The 1,440-nt window shown below is 66.5% G+C and carries 1 protein-coding gene; it reads right to left on the minus strand.

Annotated features, from left to right (window positions below):
- Positions 1-1,421 (minus strand): DUF222 domain-containing protein (locus A2J03_RS18120; protein WP_197480847.1); only part of this gene is annotated, 1,421 nt, incomplete at its 3' end.
- Positions 1,422-1,440 lie beyond the last annotated feature (19 nt).

Consider the following 1,440-nt stretch of genomic DNA (forward strand, 5'->3'; position numbering starts at 1 on the left):
ACGATGTGGTCGAGTTGGCAGCGGGTGGAGGGGATGTCGCAGCCGGGGTGGGTGCAGGTGCTGTAGGTCATGCGGATGCGGGCGGCGAGTTCGCTGCTGGGTCGGTAGGTCAGTGCTCCTGGTGGTGGTCCGCCGTGTCCGCCGTGTCCGTCGGGGTGCAGGCCGGTGGCGAGGGCGGGGTTGTCTCTGATCGCGGCGAGGAGTGCGGTGATCAGTTGTGCGCGTGCGTATTCCTCACCGGGGGCGGAGCCGGTTCCGGTGTGATGTCTGCTGTTGGTGTGGGTTTTGTTGTTGTGGGGTCGGTGTGGTGGGACGGTGCCTGCGGGTCGTATTCGGCCGCGGAAGAGTAGTCGCCATAACCGGGCGCCGCGGGTGGACGACCTGGTCGCACTATCGGGCCCGGCTCCAGCATCCGGGTCGGGGTCGGGGTTGGGTTTTTCGGATGTCGGTGGTGGGGTGGTGTCGTTCGCGGAGTGCGTCTTTCGGTCCGGATCGGTGTCCGGACCGCCGACTGTGTCCGGGGCGTTGTCGCTGGGACCGCCGTCGCCTGGACCGTCGTCGTCTGGACCGCCGCCTGTGCCTCCGCCGTCAGAATCGCCGCCGTCCGGATCGTCGTCTGGATCTTCGGTGTCCGGGCCATCGCCGTCGGTCTTACTGCTTGTCTCGGTGTCCTGTGCGGTGTCGGTGTCCTGTGCCGTGTCGGTTGTCTGTGCCGTCCTCGCATCCGCGGCCGACCGTGCACGCCGTGCGGTCTGGAAGGCCTCGGACTGGGTCAGCTCCATCAGCAGGCCCTGCCATGTGCTGTCTTCGGCGAGCATCCGCGCCAACTCCGGATCCAGCGGTGTCCCGTCGGCGAGGACCGCGGGAGTCTGGCTCAGCCCCAGCAGTGTTTCCACTTCGATCAAGATCTGTATCAGATGTCCCCGCCGACCGTCCGCGAGATCGGCGACCCCGAACTGCGGGCACCTTTCACCGCGGTCACAGCGGCATTGCAGAGCGTGCTCGCCGTGGAGCAATGCCAGTAGTGCATCGACGCGTAGTTCCCGCGCCGACCGTGGATCCTGAGCGCAGACCGATCCGACCAGTTCTTCGATCAACGCTTCGGCTTCGGCGCCCTCGACATCGGTCATGGTGACCTTCAACTGGGAGGACCCGTCGCCTTCTTGGGTGAGGGACATGCCGCGTTGTCCTTTCACCGACGCCGACCGCACCGTCGATGCTTCCTGCGGGTCGAGCTCCATCCACATCTGCCACAGCATCAGTCGCAGGCTCCGCGGACCGACTGACTCCGCGAGCGCGAGGGCCTCGAATTCGAGGGCTTCGATGGTGGCATCGGAGGCTTTGCCGAGTACCGATGCGATCGCTGTCACCCGTGCCCAGTCGAGGACCCCGCAGACCATCCGCAGCGCCGTGAGCGGCAACCTGTTGAGCGTCAATCCG

It is taken from the genome of Rhodococcus sp. EPR-157 (assembly GCF_001647195.1).
Lineage (GTDB): Bacteria > Actinomycetota > Actinomycetes > Mycobacteriales > Mycobacteriaceae > Rhodococcoides.